The 18,092-nt window shown below is 67.2% G+C and carries 20 protein-coding genes and 1 riboswitch; of the genes, 19 read left to right on the plus strand and 1 reads right to left on the minus strand.

The genetic code is table 11. The features are described 5' to 3' along the window. From INQ43_RS10910 to INQ43_RS10965, 12 genes are all read left to right on the plus strand, one after another. The gene (locus INQ43_RS10910) at nucleotides 1-777 is read left to right on the plus strand and encodes a formylglycine-generating enzyme family protein (RefSeq protein ID WP_228062503.1); all 777 of its coding nucleotides are present in this window, start codon (nucleotides 1-3) and stop codon (nucleotides 775-777) included. Further along, a complete protein-coding gene (locus tag INQ43_RS10915) occupies nucleotides 774-1,376 on the plus strand; it encodes an SCO family protein (protein ID WP_194036465.1) in 603 nt (200 codons plus the stop codon). Before INQ43_RS10910 ends, INQ43_RS10915 begins: the two co-directional genes overlap by 4 nt. 498 nt (nucleotides 1,377-1,874) lie before the next feature. Further along, nucleotides 1,875-3,254, plus strand: coding sequence for a cytochrome-c oxidase, cbb3-type subunit I (gene ccoN / locus INQ43_RS10920; protein WP_043958081.1), 1,380 nt, complete (start codon nucleotides 1,875-1,877; stop codon nucleotides 3,252-3,254). A 10-nt stretch (nucleotides 3,255-3,264) separates the two neighbouring features. After that, complete coding sequence (gene ccoO / locus INQ43_RS10925; protein ID WP_194034279.1) at nucleotides 3,265-3,879, plus strand: cytochrome-c oxidase, cbb3-type subunit II; 615 nt, start codon at nucleotides 3,265-3,267, stop codon at nucleotides 3,877-3,879. Between the two features lie 3 nt (nucleotides 3,880-3,882). Next, on the plus strand, nucleotides 3,883-4,056 hold the full coding sequence (locus tag INQ43_RS10930) for a cbb3-type cytochrome c oxidase subunit 3 (protein ID WP_084227624.1): 174 nt from the start codon (nucleotides 3,883-3,885) through the stop codon (nucleotides 4,054-4,056). Beyond that, a complete protein-coding gene (gene ccoP, locus INQ43_RS10935) occupies nucleotides 4,053-4,982 on the plus strand; it encodes a cytochrome-c oxidase, cbb3-type subunit III (protein WP_194036466.1) in 930 nt (309 codons plus the stop codon). The genes INQ43_RS10930 and ccoP overlap by 4 nt, the downstream gene beginning before the upstream one ends. 23 nt (nucleotides 4,983-5,005) lie before the next feature. Then, entirely contained in the window at nucleotides 5,006-5,278 is a 273-nt protein-coding gene (locus tag INQ43_RS10940; protein WP_194035872.1) for a hypothetical protein, read from the plus strand. A gap of 22 nt (nucleotides 5,279-5,300) precedes the next feature. Next, nucleotides 5,301-6,866 carry a 4Fe-4S dicluster domain-containing protein gene (locus INQ43_RS10945; RefSeq protein ID WP_194034281.1) on the plus strand — a complete coding sequence of 522 codons (1,566 nt, stop codon included), beginning with the start codon at nucleotides 5,301-5,303 and terminating at the stop codon, nucleotides 6,864-6,866. After that, nucleotides 6,863-7,408, plus strand: coding sequence for a FixH family protein (locus INQ43_RS10950; RefSeq protein ID WP_194036467.1), 546 nt, complete (start codon nucleotides 6,863-6,865; stop codon nucleotides 7,406-7,408). Before INQ43_RS10945 ends, INQ43_RS10950 begins: the two co-directional genes overlap by 4 nt. Nucleotides 7,409-7,429: 21 nt before the next feature. Beyond that, nucleotides 7,430-9,883 carry a heavy metal translocating P-type ATPase gene (locus INQ43_RS10955; RefSeq protein WP_194036468.1) on the plus strand — a complete coding sequence of 818 codons (2,454 nt, stop codon included), beginning with the start codon at nucleotides 7,430-7,432 and terminating at the stop codon, nucleotides 9,881-9,883. After that, nucleotides 9,880-10,152, plus strand: coding sequence for a cbb3-type cytochrome oxidase assembly protein CcoS (gene ccoS, locus INQ43_RS10960; protein WP_194036469.1), 273 nt, complete (start codon nucleotides 9,880-9,882; stop codon nucleotides 10,150-10,152). Before INQ43_RS10955 ends, ccoS begins: the two co-directional genes overlap by 4 nt. 2 nt (nucleotides 10,153-10,154) lie before the next feature. Next, nucleotides 10,155-10,883, plus strand: a complete 729-nt coding sequence (locus INQ43_RS10965; protein ID WP_194036470.1) for a sulfite exporter TauE/SafE family protein — start codon at nucleotides 10,155-10,157, stop codon at nucleotides 10,881-10,883. A gap of 55 nt (nucleotides 10,884-10,938) precedes the next feature. Here the strand turns inward: INQ43_RS10965 and INQ43_RS10970 are convergent, their stop codons facing one another. Further along, nucleotides 10,939-11,715, minus strand: coding sequence for a helix-turn-helix domain-containing protein (locus INQ43_RS10970; protein ID WP_194036471.1), 777 nt, complete (start codon nucleotides 11,713-11,715; stop codon nucleotides 10,939-10,941). A gap of 104 nt (nucleotides 11,716-11,819) precedes the next feature. Here INQ43_RS10970 and queD point away from each other — a divergent pair, with 104 nt between their 5' ends. The 7 genes from queD (at nucleotide 11,820) to INQ43_RS11005 (ending at nucleotide 18,090) form a co-directional block, all read left to right on the plus strand. Beyond that, the gene (gene queD / locus INQ43_RS10975; RefSeq protein WP_194036472.1) at nucleotides 11,820-12,173 is read left to right on the plus strand and encodes a 6-carboxytetrahydropterin synthase QueD; all 354 of its coding nucleotides are present in this window, start codon (nucleotides 11,820-11,822) and stop codon (nucleotides 12,171-12,173) included. Between the two features lie 143 nt (nucleotides 12,174-12,316). Continuing rightward, a complete protein-coding gene (locus INQ43_RS10980) occupies nucleotides 12,317-12,754 on the plus strand; it encodes a phasin family protein (RefSeq protein ID WP_194036473.1) in 438 nt (145 codons plus the stop codon). Between the two features lie 85 nt (nucleotides 12,755-12,839). Further along, a complete protein-coding gene (locus INQ43_RS10985; protein WP_194036474.1) occupies nucleotides 12,840-13,322 on the plus strand; it encodes a GAF domain-containing protein in 483 nt (160 codons plus the stop codon). Beyond that, nucleotides 13,319-13,672 carry a TfoX/Sxy family protein gene (locus INQ43_RS10990; RefSeq protein ID WP_228062504.1) on the plus strand — a complete coding sequence of 118 codons (354 nt, stop codon included), beginning with the start codon at nucleotides 13,319-13,321 and terminating at the stop codon, nucleotides 13,670-13,672. The genes INQ43_RS10985 and INQ43_RS10990 overlap by 4 nt, the downstream gene beginning before the upstream one ends. Before the next feature lie 18 nt (nucleotides 13,673-13,690). After that, nucleotides 13,691-13,936, plus strand: a riboswitch (cobalamin riboswitch). Nucleotides 13,937-14,067: 131 nt separating this feature from the next. Continuing rightward, nucleotides 14,068-15,951 (plus strand): TonB-dependent vitamin B12 receptor, encoded by a 1,884-nt coding sequence (btuB, locus tag INQ43_RS10995; protein WP_194036475.1) that lies wholly within the window; start codon nucleotides 14,068-14,070, stop codon nucleotides 15,949-15,951. Nucleotides 15,952-16,192: 241 nt separating this feature from the next. Continuing rightward, nucleotides 16,193-16,618, plus strand: a complete 426-nt coding sequence (locus tag INQ43_RS11000) for a hypothetical protein (protein WP_194036476.1) — start codon at nucleotides 16,193-16,195, stop codon at nucleotides 16,616-16,618. Nucleotides 16,619-16,620: 2 nt separating this feature from the next. Continuing rightward, nucleotides 16,621-18,090, plus strand: a complete 1,470-nt coding sequence (locus INQ43_RS11005; protein ID WP_194036477.1) for an ATPase domain-containing protein — start codon at nucleotides 16,621-16,623, stop codon at nucleotides 18,088-18,090. Nucleotides 18,091-18,092: the final 2 nt, after the last annotated feature.

Below are 18,092 nucleotides of genomic sequence, written 5' to 3' on the forward strand. Positions count from 1 at the left end.
GTGATCCGCGTGATCGCCGCCGCGGTACTGGTGGCAAGCCCCTTCGCCGGCGCGCTCGCCGGCGAAGGGAGCTACCTGCCGATACCCGCCGGCCGGTTTGCCAGTGCACTCAACTACGAAGACGCGCCCGGCAAACAGCCGGTCGCGGCTTACTCGATGATGCGCACCCCCGTCACCAACGCCGATTACCTGGCTTTCGTGAAAACGAACCCGAAGTGGCGGCGCGACCGGGTCCCGACCGTCATGGCCGAGAAGCGCTACCTGTCGCATTGGGCCGGTCCACTCGAACTGGGCGATACCGCCAAGCCGGACCAGCCCGTGGTGCAAGTCAGCTGGTTCGCCGCCGATGCCTATTGCGCCGCCCAGGGCGCGCGCCTGCCGACCTGGACGGAATGGGAGTACGCCGCGGCCGCCGATGAGACCCGGCGCGACGCCCGCAGCGACCGCATCTGGCGCGAACGCATCCTGCGCTGGTACTCGCGTCCGTCCAACACCGCCCTGCCCCGCGCCGGCCTGCAACCGGCCAACGTCTACGGCGTGCAGGACCTGCACGGGCTGGTCTGGGAGTGGACGGAGGACTTCTCATCGATGCTGATGGACGCCGACAACCGCAACCAGGGCGACCCGGACAACGCACGCTTCTGCGGCGCCGGCGCGCTGTCCATGAACGACCGTGACAACTACGCGGTACTGATGCGCGTGGCGATGCTGTCCTCGCTCAGCGCCGAGGCGACCACCGCCAACCTGGGTTTCCGCTGCGTCAAGGACACACCATGAAATCACTTGCCCTTTCCATCGCCATGGCCGTGCTGGCCGGCGGCACGGTGGCGATCCCGGCTTCGGCCATCGCCGCCTCCCCCGCGGCGCAGAAGGTTCCCTTGCCGGGCAATTCGGTCTACCAGTTGGATGTGCAACTGACCGACCAGGCCGGCCGCACCAGCGCGTGGCGCGACAGGCGCGGCAAGCCCCAACTGGTGTCGATGTTCTACACCTCCTGCCAGTACATCTGCCCGTTGATCATCGACAGTGGCAAGGCGGTGCAGAAGCAGCTCAGCGACGCGGAGCGCGCTCGGCTCGGCATCACCCTGATCAGCATGGACCCGGCCCGGGACACACCGCAGGCGCTCGCCAAGGTCGCCACCCAGCGCAAACTCGATCCCGCGCAGTGGACCCTGGCCAGTCCGGCGCCCGATGACGTCCGCTCGGTGGCCGGCGTGCTCAACATCCGCTATCGCGCGTTGGCCGACGGCGAGTTCAACCACACCAGCGCCCTGGTCCTGCTCGACGGCGAGGGCCGCATCCTGGCGCGTACCGAGAAGATGGGCAGCAAGCCCGATCCGGAGTTCGTCGAGGCAGTGCGCAAGGCGCTGAAGTAAGCCGCCAGCCCGGCTGATTGAAGGCGGACCCGCCAGATCCGGCACAGCGTCCCGCTGCGCCGGCGTCGGGCATGGCTGCGTTTCACTGACGCGATCATCTACAATGTCCGTACCTGCCCGCATGCAGTGCTGGTCTCCAGCGGCGGCAGGACGGCGGGCAGCCGACGCGCCCAGCCGGTCCATCACGAGCGGCGCTTTGTCCGTTCGCCCGTGTTGATACCGGTGCGCGCCAGGACCAGCCACGGAATCACCGGGAAGTGGTCGGCGCCGGCATCCCGCTGGCAAGCCATTACCACCCACCGCACCCCACCAGATTGATCCAGATCAAGTACCCGTCAAGTTGTATTCGGGAAAATAGGTGCTAACGCAAATGAAGGTCCATTCATGACTGTGCATCAGGATGCCGTGGCAAGGCCGGGCGCTCCCGGCGTACCCGAGGCCGCAGCGCCTCGCGGCTACTACAACGACAAGGTCGTTCACCAGTTCGTGGTGGCGACGATGTTCTGGGGCATCGTGGGCATGGCGGTCGGCGTGTTCATCGCCGCCCAGCTGTACTGGCCGGCGCTGAACTTCGACACCCCGTGGCTCAGCTACGGCCGCCTGCGGCCGCTGCACACCAACGGGGTGATCTTCGCCTTCGGCGGCTCGGTGCTGTTTGCCACCAGCCTGTACGTGGTCCAGCGCACCTGCCATGTTCGCCTGCTGTCGGACAAACTCGCCAGCTTCGTCTTCTGGGGCTGGCAGCTGGCCATGGTCAGCGCGGTGATCACCCTGCCGCTGGGAATCACCCAGAGCAAGGAATACGCCGAGCTGGAATGGCCGATCGACATCCTGATCGCCGTCGTCTGGGTGGCCTATGGGTGGTTGTTCTTCGGCACCATCGCCAAGCGCAAGGTAAAGCATATCTACGTCGCCAACTGGTTCTACGGCGCGTACATCATCGGCGTGTGCATGCTGCACATCGTCAACAACCTGGCGATGCCGGCCGGCCTGTTCAAGTCCTACTCGCTCTACACCGGCGCCGTGGATGCGATGGCGCAGTGGTGGTACGGGCACAACGCGGTGGCGTTCCTGCTGACGGTTGGCTACCTGGCGATGATGTATTACTTCGTGCCCAAGCAGGCCCAGCGCCCGATCTACTCCTACCGGCTGTCGATCGTCCACTTCTGGGCGCTGATCTCGGTCTACATGTGGGCCGGCCCGCACCATCTGCACTACACCGCGCTGCCCGACTGGGCGCAGTCGGTGGGCATGGTGTTCTCGGTGATCCTGCTGGCACCCAGTTGGGGCGGCGCGATGAACGGCATCCTGACCCTGTCGGGTGTGTGGCACAAACTGCGCACCGACCCGATCCTGAAGTTCCTCATCGTCGCCATCAGCTTCTACATGATCGCGACGTTTGAAGGTCCGTTGCTGTCGATCAAGACCGTCAACTCGCTCAGCCACTACACCGACTGGACCGTGGGCCACGTCCACGCCGGTACCCTGGGCTGGGTGGCGATGATCTCGTTTGGCTCGCTGTACTCCCTCTACCCGCGCCTGATCGGCGCCAAGGAGATGTACTCGATCAAGTGGATCGACGCGCACTTCTGGCTGCACACGATCGGGGTGGTGTTCTACATCGCCTCGATGTGGATCGCCGGAATCACCCAGGGCCTGATGTGGCGCGCGACCAACGCCGACGGCACGCTGACCTACAGCTTCGTCGAGTCGCTCGCTGTCACCTATCCGTACTACCTGGGCCGCCTGCTGGGCGGGGTGATGGTGCTGGCAGGCATCTGCCTGATGTCTTGGAACATGTGGCGCACGCGTCAGAACGTGCTCGCACCCGCCGCACACCCGGTCCTGCCGCCGCACGCGGCAGCGGCAAAGGGCTGAGGACGAAAAAATGGCTTTTGGACACGAGAAGATCGAGAAGAACGTCGGCCTGCTGGCAGTGCTGGTGGCCGTCGCGGTGTCGCTGGGTGGACTGGCGGAGATCGTGCCGCTGATGTACCAGGCCGAGGCGATCAAGCCACTGCCCGGCGTCAAGCCCTACCCGGCGCTGCAGCTGGCCGGGCGCGACGTGTATGTCCGCGAGGGCTGCTACAACTGCCACTCGCAGATGATCCGCACGCTGCGCTTCGAGACCGAGCGCTACGGCCACTATTCGCTGGCCGGGGAGTCGGTGTACGACCGTCCGTTCCAGTGGGGCTCCAAGCGCACCGGGCCTGACCTGGCCCGGATCGGTGGCCGTTACTCCGACGACTGGCATCGCGTGCACATGGTCGACCCGCGCGCGCTGGTGCCCGAATCGAACATGCCGGCCTTCCCGTGGCTGGCAAAGAACGAGGTCAGCGGCGAGAAGATCACCCGTCACATGAAGGCGCTGCAGCGGCTGGGCGACCCCTACACCGACGAGGAGGTCGCCAGCGCCGCCGAGGACGTGGCCGGGAAGACCGAACTGGACGCCGTCGTCGCCTATCTGCAGGGCCTCGGCCTGCACGCGCCGCGCGGAGGTTGAGTCATGCTTTCTGGATTCATCACCCTATTCCTGATGCTGGTTTTCATCGGCATCTGGGTCTGGGCCTGGCGCCCGGAGAACAAGGCGTCATTTGACGAGACCGCCCGTCTGGCACTCGAAGACGAACCGGGCGAGATCGCCAACGCCGCCAACGACGCAAGGAAACAGGACGCATGAGCACCAGCTGGTCGTGGTATGTCATTGCCCTGGCGGCACTCAACCTGCTCGGGATCACCTGGCTGCTGTGGTGGACCTCCAAGCGCCGCCCCGGGGATCCCAAGCCCGAGGAGACCAGTCATTACTGGGACGAGGACATCACCGAGTACAACAAGCCGATGCCGCGCTGGTGGATCCAGGGCTTCTACATCAGCATCGCGTTCGGTTTTGCCTACTTCTTCTGGTACGGCGGCCTGGGCAAGTACCCCGGCTACAGCGGCTGGACCTCGAAAACCGAGCACGCGCAGGACAAGGCGGTCTGGGACGAGACCCTGGCCGAGACCTTCCGTCCCTACGAGGGTCAGCCGATCAACCAGCTTGCCGGTGATCCGGTCGCGCTGAACCTGGGCCGATCGATCTTTGCCAACACCTGCGCGACCTGCCACGGCTCGTCCGCCCAGGGGGCCATCGGCTACCCGAACCTGACCGATGACATCTGGCATTGGGGTGGCGAACCGGAAACGATCCTGGAGACCATTCTTGACGGCCGTGAAGGCGTCATGCCCGAGTGGGGCAAGGTACTGACCGGCATGGGTGGAGAGAACGCAATCGACTACGTGATCGCCTATGTGCGCACGCTTGGCGCTGATCAGGCATCCCGCAGCGACTTCATGGCCGCGCGTGGCAAGAAGCTGTATGACGGTGTCTGCGTGGCCTGCCACGGGGTCGAGGGCAAGGGCAACCAGGCGCTGGGCGCTCCCGACCTGACCGACGATTACTGGATGTACGGCGACAGCAAGGAAAGCCTCTACGAGACGATTGCGAACGGGCGCCATGGCGTGATGCCGGCGCACCGTGACCTTTTGGGCGAGACGCGCACGCGTCTGGTCGCGGCCTACGTCTGGTCGCTGTCCAACACGCCGGCGGACAGCAAGGCGACCCAATGAGCCAGTACGCCCGGCCCACTGCAATGGACCACCCGCCCCGTCCGATGGCGCAGCGGGTGGGGGCGATCCTCTGGCCGAGTTTTTTTGCCGCCGGGGTCGCCACGATGGTCTTCTTCGCCCTCGTCGATCCCTTGCAACTGCGCGACATGACCTTCCCGGAGGTGTCCATCACTCCGGGGCTGGGTTACACGATCGGCTTCTTCATGTTCTGGCTGGCGACGGCGTCGTCGAGCCTCTTCACCTGGCTGCTGCTGCGGCCCGCAAGCCGGTTCAACCAATCGTTACCCCCGAAGTAACCATCAATACAGGCAGTCTGCGGTGAGCAAGAAAATCGACATCGACCTCCTTGACGACGGCAGCGGAAGCTCCGTCTACGTCAAGGAGCGGAAGGTCTATCCGCGCGATGTCACTGGCCGGTTCGATCGCCTGCGCAAGGTGGCGGTGTTCTGGTTGCTGGGCATGTACTACGTGTTCCCCTGGCTGCAATGGGACGGCCACCAGGCGGTCCTGTTCGACCTGCCGGCGCGCAAGTTCCACGTGTTCGGACTGACCTTCTGGCCGCAGGATTTCACCTTCCTGGCGATGCTGCTGATCATCCTGGCGATGGTGCTGTTCTTCGTCACTGCACTGGCCGGACGCATCTGGTGCGGTTACGCCTGTCCGCAAACGGTGTGGACCGAGGTGTTCCTGTGGATGGAGCGCTGGACGGAGGGCGACCGCGCCAAGCGGATGAAGCTCGACGCCGGGCCGTGGAACGGCAACAAGATCCTGCGCAAGGGCAGCAAGCACTTTCTGTGGATCGTGTTCGCGCTGTGGACCGGCTTTACCTTCGTTGGTTTCTTCACCCCGATCGTCAGCCTTGGCCAGCGCATCTGGCCGTTCGACTGGAACGGCTGGGAAACCTTCTGGGTGTTCTTCTACGCCCTCGCCACGCTCGGCAACGCCGGTTTCCTGCGCGAGCAGGTGTGCCGCTACATGTGCCCGTACGCGCGCTTCCAGAGCGCGATGTTCGACCGTGACACCCTGATCATCGCGTACGACCCGATGCGCGGCGAGCCGCGCGGTCCGCGCCGCCGCGGCCTGGGCGACGTGGTCTCGCGCGGCCGCGGCTTGCTGGACAAAGTGCTGGCCTACGAGCTGGTGTTCCGCGCCAGCCACCACGACGCCGCCGGCAACGCCATGGAGGTGGCGCGCGCCGACGCCGGGCTGCCGAACGACGCCGAATTCGGCGCCAGCCTGGAGGTCCCCCTGCCACGCCCTGACCCCGAGCTTGCCGGCGACTGCATCGACTGCACGCTCTGCGTCCAGGTCTGCCCGACCGGGATCGACATCCGCAACGGCCTGCAGTACGACTGCATCGCCTGCGGTGCCTGCGTGGACGTGTGCGATGAGGTCATGGACAAGATGGGCTACCCGCGTGGCCTGATCCGTTACTCCACCCAGAACGCGATCGACGGCAAGCCGACCCGCGTCCTGCGCCCGCGCGTGTTCGTCTACGCGGCACTCCTGCTGGTGCTGATCGGCGCTTGGGCCTGGGGCATCGCCGCGCGCAGCCCGCTGATCGTGGACGTGCTGCGCGATCGCAACGCGCTGTACCGCGTCACCGCCGACGGCATCGACAACGGCTACACCCTGAAGCTGGTGAACAAGACCGACCTGGAGCAGGACTACCGCATCACCCTGGACGCCAAGACGCCCGGGATCGAGCTGCGCGACGCCGGTACCAACGTGCACGTGCAGGCTGCCCAGGTCGCATCGGTGCCGGTGGAAGTCACCGCGCCGGCCAGCGTGCAGGGCCGCCACGAGGTGCGCTTCATCATCGAGTCGGCCGACGGCAGCATCCGCCAGGTCGCGGACAGCAGCTTCTTTGGACCTACCCCATGACCGATCCGACCCCGGAAAAGCGCGGCAGTACGCCCGACCCCAACGACAAGCCGGAATCGCCCTGGCGCATGCCGATCGTCTGGCTGGTGATCGCGCTGCCAGCGGCGGTGGTGATCGCCAGCATCGGCCTGATCTTCATCGCCGGTGGCGACGGCAACGACGTGGTCCGCGACGATGTCCAGCGCACCGCGCAGATCCAGACCGCCGACCTCGGGGCGGATGCGGTCGCCAGCGAGCAGAAGCTCAGCGCGATCGTGCGTACCGACGCGGAGGGCGGGTTCATTGAGGTGCTTCCGGTCAGTGGAACGTTCGACCACAAGGCGCCGCTGCGGCTGACCCTCGCCCACCCGTCCGACTCGGCCCGCGACACGGTGTTGCTGCTCGCCCCGGGCGAGCTGGGCTGGCGCGTGGACGCCGAGCTGGACGACAGCCACGACTGGAAGGTCGAGCTGGGGCCGGAGGACTCGCATTGGCGCCTGAGAGGGCGTCTTCCCAAGGGCCAGCAGGCCACCAACCTGCGGCCTTCGTTGCAGGCCCAGTAGGTCCGTGCAATGGCTGCGGCCATGAGCGCAGGCGTCACCACGCGCAACGATTCGCTGCTCGCGGATACCGACGGGTGCTACCACTGCGGCGAAGCGCTCCCCGCATCGCCGGCGCGCGTCGAACTGGATGGCTCATCGCGCCTGTTCTGCTGCGACGGTTGCGCCGCAGCCGCGCAGTGGATCCGCGAAGCGGACCTGGGCGACTACTACCAGCTGCGCAGCCAGCACGCCGGCCGGGTCGATGCCGATCCCGTCGATCTTGCCGTTTGGGACCGCGACGAACTGCTGGCCGAACACGCCCACGACATCCCCGGCGGCCGCGAGATCACCCTGCTCACCGACGGCATGCGCTGCGCGGCCTGCGCGTGGCTGATCGACCGCGTGCTGGCACGCGAGGCCGGCGTGCTGGAGGCCGGCGCGAACGCGGTCACCGGCCGCATCCGGGTGGCCTGGGATCCGGCGCAAACCGCGCTGTCGGCACCCCTGCAGCGGCTGGTGGCGCTGGGTTACCGGCCCTATCTGGCCAGTGGCGAGGCGCGTGAGCGCGCCCATCGCCGGCAGCGCAACCGCGACCTGATCCGCATCGGCGTCGCTGGCCTGGGCTCGATGCAGGCGATGATGCTCGCCGGCTCGCTGTACCTGGACACGACCGGCTCGATGCCGATCCCGACCCGTGACTTTTTCCGCTGGCTGACCTTCCTGGTCTCCACGCCGGTGGTGTTCTACGCGGGCTGGCCATTCATCAGCGGGGCCTGGCGCGAGCTGCGCCACCGCCAGCTCGGCATGGACACGCTGATCGCCGGCTCGACCCTGCTGGCGTATTTTGCCAGCGTGGTCGGCACCGTCCGCGGCAGCGAGCACGTCTGGTACGACGCCGCGGTGATGTTCGTGTTCCTGCTCTCGATCGCACGAATGCTGGAGCAGCGGGCGCGCAACATCGCCAGCGCCCAGGTCGATGCGCTGGCCCGTGCGCGTCCGGCCTTCGCGACGCGTGAACTGGCCGATGGCAGCCGGGAGTCGATCCCGTTGCCGGCATTGGTGATCGGCGACATCGCGTGCGTGGCGGTGGGCGAGGTCGTTGCCGCCGACGGACGCCTGCTGGATGCCCATGCGCGCTTCGAGGAAGCGCTGCTCACCGGCGAGTCCAGCCCGGTCGACAAGTCCGCGGGCGATCCGGTGTACGCCGGCACCGTCTGCCGCGAACAGCCGGCCCGGCTGGCGGTCACCGAAACCGGCAGCGCTACCCGCCTCTCGCAACTGGCCCGACTGGTCGAACAGGCGCAGGCACAGCGCCCAGCGTTGGCCCGCACCGCCGAGCGTATCGCCCACTATTTCGTCAGTGGTCTGTTGCTGGCAACGGTCGCGGTGTACTTCGGCTGGCGCGCCTACGACCCGTCGCGCGCCTTCGAGGTCACCCTGGCGCTGCTGGTGATCAGCTGCCCGTGCGCGTTGTCCCTTGCCGTGCCCGCGGCGCTGGCGGCGGCGCACGGCGCGCTCGCCCGGCTTGGCGTGCTGGCGGTGCGCGAGAATGCCCTGGACCGGCTGGGCGACGCCACCGACATCGTGTTCGACAAGACCGGCACCCTCAGCGACGGCAAGCCCGCGCTGGCGGCGGTGGAGGTGTCGAGCGATCTGGATCGCAGCCAGGTGCTGCGCATCGCCGCGGCGCTGGAGCGCGACAGTGGCCATCCGATCGCGCGGGCGTTTGCGCGCGTGGAGGACGCTCCCCTGGCCCGCGATGTCCGCGCCGTTCCGGGCCAGGGCATCGAGGGTGTGGTCGACGGCCGGTTGTGGCGTCTGGGGCAGGCGGGTTTTGCGGCCGGTGCCAGCGACGACGGTTGGCTCTGGCTGGGTGACGGGGCGCGGGCAGTGGCCCGTTTCCAGCTGGCCGAATCGGAGCGCGCCGATGCACGCGTCGCGGTGGCGTCGCTGCGTGAATTGGGACTGTCGGTCCACCTGTCCAGCGGCGACGCCGCCCGCGCGGTGGAGCGCTTCGCCCACCAGGTTGGCATCGAGGACGCGCATGCGCGGCAGAGCCCGGAGGACAAGCTCGCCTACGCCCGCGCGTTGCAGGCCCAGGGACGCATCGTGGCGATGATCGGCGACGGCCTCAACGACGCGCCCGTGCTCGCCGGCGCGGATGTCTCGCTGGCGATTGGGGAAGGCGCCGCGCTGGCCCAACGCGCCGCCGACCTGGTCCTGACCGGCTCCTCGCTGTCACGCATCCCGGAGGCCATTTCGGTGGCCCGGCGGACGCGACGGATCATCCACCAGAACATCGGCTGGGCAATAGGCTACAACGTGCTCGCCCTGCCGCTGGCGGCTGCGGGCATGGTCACGCCCTGGATCGCCGCGCTGGGCATGGCGGTGTCCTCCCTGATCGTGACCGCAAACGCACTGCGCCTGACCCGCGCGCCGGCCGCCGCGCCGACGCTGCCCCGCTCGCGACTGACGGCCGCGGAGGGTCGATCATGAATATCCTGCTGTTCCTGATTCCCGTCAGCATGCTCGGCCTGGGTCTCGCGCTGTGGGCCTTCATATGGGCGGTCAAGCGCGGTCAGTTCGAGGACATGGATACCCCTGCGCTGGATATCCTGCGTGAGGACGAGCACGACCGCCCGGTGCTTGATCCGCGGGCCAGCAAGGTTGATCCGCCCGGCGCGGAGACCTCGCCTGCCGCGCCAGCGCCGGCGACCGGTCACGGCGCCGAAGTGGATGCACGCCCGCAGGGCCGGAACGACTGACGATGCCGCTGGACTGGCTGACGCTGGGCGCCGCCCTCCTGACCGGGCTGATGGGCGGCGTGCATTGCGCCGCGATGTGCGGTGGCATCGCCACGGGCTTCTCGGCGATGGGACCGCGGGCGAGCTGGAAATACGCGGTCGAACCGAACCTGGGCCGCGTCCTCGGCTACACCCTGGCCGGTGCGCTGGTCGGTGGCTTCGGCCACGGCATCCTGGATCTGGCGCGGCTGGACTGGCTCGCGATGGCGCTACGCGCCGGGGTTGGCCTGGTGCTGGTGGTGGTGGCCATCCGCCTGCTGGATCGCAAGGGGCGCCTGGCATTCCTGTCAGGCCCGGGCACCGGCAAGTTATGGGCGACGTTGCGGCCCCTGCAGCGCCGCCTTTTGCCGGCCAACACCAGTGCCAAGCGGATCGGCCTGGGCATGCTGTGGGGCTGGATGCCGTGCGGCCTGAGCACCACCATGCTCGCCGCGGCATGGCTGCAGGCCGACGCGCGCAACGGCGCGCTGACGATGGCCGCCTTCGGCCTGGGCACACTGCCGCTGATGGTCTCGCTGACCTGGTCGGGCGCGCGCCTGGGCCAGCGTCTACAGCGCGGTGGATGGCGCCTGGGCGCCGGCCTGCTCGTGCTTGCCGCCGGCCTGCTCACCATCGCCTCGCCCTGGTTGATGCAGGTGCCGGCGCTGCACGGACTGCTGAGCGCGCTGGGCTGCCTGCCGCGCACCGTGTAGCTATCCGGGACAACGCCCACGCGCAATGCCCGCGCGACGGGGTGGTGCAGTCGATTCAGCCCGTCGCGCCGCGCTTCACCGCACACGGCAGCTCCCCACCCTGCGCCAGTCGCTGCAGCTCCACGGCGTCGAGGATTTCCACCTTGCGCCCGACCACGGCAATCACGCCATCGTCCTGCAGCCGGCTGAAGCCACGGCTGACCGTTTCCAGCGCCAGTCCGAGGAAGTGGGCGATGTCCTCGCGGCTCATCGGCAGCCGGAACTGGGTGGCCGATTCGCCGATGTTGCGCAGCCGCTCGCACAGGCCGACCAGGAACAGCGCAATGCGCTCGTTGGCCTGGCGCCTGACCAGCATCTGCAGATGATCCTGATCACGCGCCATGCTGTGGCCGATGACCCGCATCAACTGCTGCTGCAGACCTGGCACCTGGGCAGCCACGGCAGTCAACTGCTCGAACGGCACCTCGCACACATTGGCCGCGGTCAGGGCCACCGCGTCGCAGCGGTGGACCCCCTCGCCCAGCGCATCCAGACCGATCAGCTCGCCGGCGATATGGAAGCCGACGACCTGCGCATCGCCCTCCGCGCTGGTGCTGACGGTCTTGAAGGCCCCATTGCGGGCGACGTACACCGCGCCGAGCCGGTCGCCGGCGCGGAACAGCAGTTCGCCGCGCCCGACGGGGCGCCGGCGTTTCACGATTTCGTCCAGTTGCTGCAGGTCGGTGGCACCGATTCCTGCCGGCAGACAGAGCTGTCGCAGTGAACACTGGGCGCAACCGTGGCGCAGCGAGGCCAGGTCGATGACCGGCGTCGGCTTGGATTGGGTTTCCATGTCCCTCCATCTTGCCACCACACCACGCTGGCGACGAATCGCCAGGGCTGCTGATTCAGCTCGTGGCACCGGGCGCGCCACGCCGTGCCGATACAATGGGGACCATGAACATCTTCAAGAGTTTCACCCTCGAGGCGGCGCACCGCCTGCCCAACGTGCCGGAAGGCCACAAGTGCGCGCGCCTGCACGGCCACTCGTTCCGTATCGAGGTCCACGTGGAAGGCGAGCCCGGGGAGCACACCGGCTGGATCATGGATTTCTCCGACATCAAGGCCGCGTTCCAGCCGCTCTATGACCAGCTTGACCACCACTACCTCAACGAGGTGCCGGGGCTGGAGAACCCGACCAGCGAGCGTCTTGCGCTGTGGATCTGGGACCGCCTGAAGCCGGCACTGCCCTTGCTCAGTGAAGTGGTCGTGAATGAGACCTGCACCTCGGGCTGTCGTTACCGCGGCTGACCGCTCCTGCGTGTTCGCCGACACCCGCTGAAACCCTTGCTGAACGGACCTGAACGCTATATGTTGCATCGCACCATAAGGCGCGATATGCTGCAACGCACAAATCGACAAACCTCTTGTCGAGATCAGCAGGAGAGTCCGTCATGTACACCCAGTTCAACGAGCAGTTTGCCGCCGCTACCCGCGAATTCGCCGATGCTGCCGCCCAGGTCAATCGCCTGGCGATCGAGAGCACCGAGTCGATCTTCGCCCTGCAGCTGGCCGCCATCCAGGACCGCGCCAACGCCACGTTCGCCTTCCTCGGCGAAGCCGCCGAAGTGCGTGATGCCGATGGCATGAAGAACATCTGGCCCAAGGGCGTGCAGGTTGCGCGCGAGAACCTCGAGCGCGGCGTCGCCGTCACCCAGAAGGTGATGGAGCACAGCAGCAAGGCCAACGAGCAGATCGCCGACATCAGCAAGTCGCAGCTTGCCTCGGCCGCCAAGACCGCCCAGTCCAGCGCCGAGCAGGTCGCCAATGCGGTCAACGAGAAGACCCAGTCGTTCGCCAAGAACGCGAGCAAGGCATCCAAGGCCAAGTAAGACTGGCCTCTTTTCCGCCCCGGCGGGAAGACAGACCCGGAAGCGCAAGCCTCCGGGTTTTTTATTGTCAGCTAGACTGGCGGCCATGTTCACAGCCACCACGCTTTCCGGCAGCAAGCCGGAGCAATACGCCGAACTGGCGTCGCAGGCGCGATCCCTGCTCGCCGGCGAACGCGACCGTATTGCCAACGCCGCCAACCTGTCCGCGCTGGTCTATCACGCGCTGCCCGCGCTGAACTGGGTCGGGTTCTATTTCCATGACGGGAACGAACTCGTGGTCGGGCCGTTCCAGGGCCAGCCGGCATGCGTTCGCATTCCGCTGAACAAGGGCGTTTGCGGCGCCGCGGCAAGCACCCGGCAGACCCAGCGCGTTGCCGACGTCGACGCCTTCCCCGGTCATATCGCCTGCGACTCCGCGTCGCGCTCCGAGGTCGTCGTTCCGCTGGTCGCGGGTGGCGAGTTGATTGGCGTGTTCGATATCGACAGCCCCGAACTCAACCGCTTCGACGCCGATGACCAGCACGGGCTGGAGACGCTCGCCGCCGTGTTCGTGGACTCGCTGGCTTGAAGGACAAGCTGCGCAACATCGGGCCCAAATCCGCTGCGTGGCTGCACCAGGTCGGCTTGCGCACGCGCGGGGACCTGGTGGAAGCCGGCCCCGTCGAGGCCTTCATGCGGGTCAAGCGCGCCGGCTTCCGGCCCACGCTCAACCTGCTTTATTCGATCGAAGGCGCGCTCCAGGATTGCCACTGGCAGGACGTGTCCCAGGAGCGTCGCAGCGAACTGGTGGCTGCCGCGGAAGCCGCCATCGACGAGCTGCCACCGCCGCGCCATGCGCCCCCCGCAGGACCGGTCACCACCACCGTGCTGACCGCCGACACCGTCGCGCCGCGCCCGGACGATCACGAATCCGACTGAGTGCCGGCTCGATGGCGTACAATGCGCCCGCTTCGAGGTGACCTCACGGCGTCATGCCAACGGGTTGAAACGGGAAGCCGGTGACGTCGCCAAAGCGGCCATGCCGGCACTGCCCCCGCAACGGTAAGCGAGGGGATCGGCCACATTGGCAGGTCCCGTCACGGCTCACCGCCACTGTGCTCCGGCATGGGAAGGCGCCGTGGTTGGTGTCGTGGTTCTGACGCCCCGCAAGTCCGGAGACCGGCCACGAAGTCGACTGGTTGCGATGCGGAGGGCATGGCGGCGGCGAGATTGCGCCCTGCGCCCGCCTGCTGCCCGGTTCCCGCGTTGCGACTCCCGCAATGCAACGCATCGCCACCCCGGGGACGGAGGGGCATGCGCAAGGAGAACCACCCATGCGATCCACCCCCACCCCGCTTGCCGCAGCCGTTGCGGCCGGCCTGGCCGTAGCGGCATTTGCCACCGCCGCCAACGCAGCACCCTCGCCCGGACCGCTGATGCAGGCGACCGACCTGGACCAGGTCGTGGTCACCGCGACCCGCACTGCAAATCCGGTTGCCGATGTCCTGGCACCGGTGGAAGTCATCGACCGCGAGGCCATTGAACGCAGCCAGGCCAAATCAGTTCCCGACCTGCTGCGCGGCCGCGCGGGCATCTCGATCTCCAACCAGGGCGGCGCGGGCAAACTCACCAGCCTGTTCCTGCGCGGCGCCGATTCGGACCACACCGTGGTGCTGGTGGATGGCGTGCGCATCGGCTCCTCGACGTCGGGACTTGCGGCATGGCAGAACCTGCCGATCGAGCTGATCGAGCGCATCGAGATCGTGCGTGGGCCGCGCTCCAGCCTGTACGGCGCCGACGCGATCGGCGGCGTCATCCAGATCTTTACCCGCCGCGACGGCGACGGCGGCTTCGCCCCACGCATGCACGTGGGTGGCGGCAGCAACGGCGCCCACGAGTTCGGTACCGGATTTGGCGGGCGTACCGAACGCAGCTGGTTCGGCGCGGACTACGCCTTCCAGCGCACCGAGGGTTTCAATGCCTGCGACCCCGCGCCCAGCCCGTTCGGTGGCTGCGGCCTTGCGGCGCCCGAGCCTGACAAGGACGGCTACATCCAGAATGCGATCTCGCTGCGCGGCGGCTACGACTTCAACGACGCCTGGCAGCTGCAACTGCACGCCATGCGCAGCGAAGGGGAGAACGAGTACGACGGCGACTACACCAACTACGCCGAGACCGTGCAGCAGGTCGTCGGCGGCAACCTGTCGTGGCAGGCCAGCGAGCGCGCGAAGCTGAGCCTGACCGCCGGCCGCAACGTCGACTCCTCCGACCAGTACAAGGACGAGGCCTTCATGGGCGGCTTCAGCACCGATCGCGACAGCGCGACGCTGCAGGCCGACCTGACCCTCGCCCCCGCCCACGTGCTCACGCTGGGCGCGGACTGGTCGCGTGACCAGGTCTCCGGCGACACTGCCTACGAGGTCGATTCGCGGTCAAACCGCGCCGCCTTCGCCCACGTCCAGTCCCGCCTCGGCGCACATCGCCTGGAGGCCAGCGTGCGCCGCGATGACAATGACCAGTTCGGCGGCCACACCACCGGCGGCCTGGGCTGGGGCATGGACATCGCCGGCGGTTGGCGCATCAAGGCTGGCTGGGGCACCGCGTTCAAGGCGCCCAACTTCCTCGATCTCTACTACCCCTACTTCGGCAACCCCGACCTGGTGCCCGAGGAGTCGGAGACCGCCGAGATCGGCCTGGGCTGGAGCGGGCACGGCTGGAACGTGGACCTGGATGCGTTCCACACCAGGGTCGACAACCTGATCGCGTTCGACGGCGCCATCGGTCTGCCCGGCAACGTGGACCGCGCGCGCATGCGTGGCGCCGAGCTGGGCGTCCGCGGCGAGGTCGCCGAGTGGAAGGTCGATGCCAGCTTCAGCGTCGTCGATACCGAGAACCGCAGCGGCGGCTTCCAGGACGGCAACGAGTTGCCGCGCCGTGCCGGCAAGAGCGCGCGCGCATCGCTGGACCGCGCATTCGGCGGCTTGCGCCTCGGCCTGACCGGCATCGCGGAAGCCTCGCGCCACGACGATGTCGCCAACACCGTGCCACTTCCCGGCTATGCCACCCTCGACCTGCGCGCCGAGTACGCGCTCACCAATGCGCTGAGCGTGCAGGCCAAACTGGCCAATGCGTTCGATCGCGACTACCGCACCGCCGCCTACTACCACCAGGCCGGTCGCGAATGGCACCTGACCCTGCGTTGGACGCCGCGCCAGTAAGTACCCAGGCGCTGCGACTCGAACGCTGCTGCGACAGTGGAACCGGCGGAATATCCCGCCGGCTTCTTTTTGTGGGCACCGACGGCGCTCGAGCCTTGGTTGCGCCGTGGGGATGCGGATGCCCTATGCTGCAGGTTCACAACGTGTCGGGCGCACCGCAACAGGCGTCGACGCGTTCAACAGGCGGCAACGCATGACGATCGATTAGCCGGTCGTCGCCAAGCCTGCCCGGCGGGATCAAGTGCCTCATTCCAATCCGTGGTTGTCGCAGACCTTATCCGCAAGGGTCGGGGAAAGTGCGGACCCGGCACGCGTTGCGGATGTCCTGATTTCGATACTGCGCGAGATCGAGGCCACAATGTCGCCGACACTGGATGCACACGGCGTATTGCTGCTGATCCGCCGCAGCTTTTACCTGACCCCCTCGCTACGCCCCATTCTGGCGCGCACCCCGGCAGGTCCACAGATGGATGCAGACGCACACTTCGACGCTCTGCGCGACATGCTCGCCCACCAAAGCCATGCCGACGCGCTCACCGTCGGCGAGGCGCTGCTGCAAACCTTCTACGACCTGATCGTCACCCTGGTGGGGCTCCCGCTCACCGAGCAATTGCTTCGTTCCGTGTGGGCGAATCACTCAAGCGACACCGACGTACCGGACAGATGACCATGAAGACCCAATCGCCCATCAAAGCCCTGGCAACGGGCGTGCCCGGCCTGGACGAAGTACTCGGCGGCGGCATACCCGAGTTCTCGTTCAACCTCATCGCCGGTGACCCGGGCAGTGGCAAGACCACGCTGGCGCACCAGATCATGTTTGCCCTGGCGACGCCCGAGCGCCCTGTGCTGTACCTGACCGTGCTGGGCGAGCCGCCACTGAAGATGCTGCGTTACCAGCAGCAGTTCGACTTCTTCCAAAGCGACGCCATCGGCCAATCGATCCACTTCATCAACCTCTCCGACGAGGTGCTGTCGAACGATCTGGACCACGTGCTGGACCGGATCGTGCTGGAGGTGGAAAAGTACAACCCCTCGCTTGTCTTCGTCGATTCGTTTCGCTCCGTCGCGCAGGTGGGCACGCTCACGGACGGATCGAGCAACAACCTGCAGCGGTTCATCCAGCAGCTCGGCATGTTGATGACGAGCTGGCAGGCGACCACCTTCCTGATCGGCGAGTATTCCATCGAGTCGGAAGCCAATCCCGTTTTCACCGTGGCCGACGGCATGATCTGCCTGCACCAGAGCGTGCAGCGCAATTCCATGGTGCGCAAGGTGGAAATCAGGAAGATGCGCGGGCACCCCTCGTTGCCCGGCCTCCATACGTTCCGCATTTCCGCGGCTGGGGTGAAGGTGTTCGCGCCCGCGCGCGCCCTGACACTAGCCGGCGACGTCGAGCGGCAGTTGCTGCAACCGCGCGCGCTCATGGGCGTACCGGGCCTGGACGAGATGATGGGCGGCGGCCTGCCCCGAGGGTATTCGTTGCTGGTTGCCGGACCGTCCGGATCGGGCAAGAGCATCCTGGCCGGCGCGTTCCTGGCCGAAGGCGCGCGCTGTGGGGAGGCCGGGGTAATCGCCGCGTTCGAGCAGCCTCCGCAGCGGTCGCGCGACCGCGTGCTGGCCGGGCTCATCGCCGGCGGCCAGGTCGGCGTCGTCGACAGCCGCGCGGCCGACCTGTCCATCGATGAGGTCGTCGGACTGTTGTTGAGTGAGGTTCGCCGCCTCGACGCCAAGCGGGTGGTGATCGATTCGCTGTCAGGCTTCGAGATGGCCCTCGCGCCCACCTTCCGCGCCGACTTCCGCGAAAATCTCGCCCGGATGGTGGCCGCGCTGGCCAGCGTCGGGGTCACTGTGCTGATGACCTCCGAACTGGAAGACCGCTACACCGATCTGCGCTTCAGCCCCTACGGCACTGCCTTCATGACCGACGCGATCATCGTGCAGCGCTATATGGAAGTGGAGAGCCGGCTGCTGCGGATGTTGGCGGTGGTCAAGGTTCGGGCCAGCGATCATTCCAATGAGTTGCGCGAGTACAGCATCGATGCCGACGGGCTGCGGATCGGCGAGATGCTCACCGGCCTGGAGGGCCTGCTGGGAGGTCGGCCCAGCGATGCAACCCGTCTCCGCGAGCTTGATGACTGAGG

Origin of the sequence: Lysobacter sp. H23M47 (assembly GCF_015209765.1) — a bacterium.
Lineage (GTDB): Bacteria > Pseudomonadota > Gammaproteobacteria > Xanthomonadales > Xanthomonadaceae > Novilysobacter > Novilysobacter avium.